At 38.8% G+C, this 294-nt stretch carries 1 pseudogene; it reads left to right on the plus strand.

Annotation, left to right across the window (positions count from 1 at the left end):
• Positions 1–294: pseudogene (locus tag HC175_RS23000) on the plus strand (GAF domain-containing protein); the annotation flags it as partial.

Consider the following 294-nt stretch of genomic DNA (forward strand, 5'->3'; position numbering starts at 1 on the left):
GAGTGGGATTCACCACGTACAACGAGCAGGATTCAAAGTTTGAAAAAATGATGGGAAACCGTGCTCCCAGTTTTATGCTTAGAAATGAAAAAGAGATAGATTGTCGTGCCGCACTTGATGAAGAAGCTTATAAAAGGCTGGTGGTGGATCATAACTACTTTAGCATACCTAATGTTGATCTTTTTGCTGAAAATACTTCAGCCAATTTCCTTGCTGAATCTTTAAAAGCAGAAAAGGTAAAAAGTGCCATTATAGCTCCCATTGCCAAAAATGATAGTTTATTAGGGGTCCTGG

The organism is Salinimicrobium oceani (assembly GCF_012037645.1).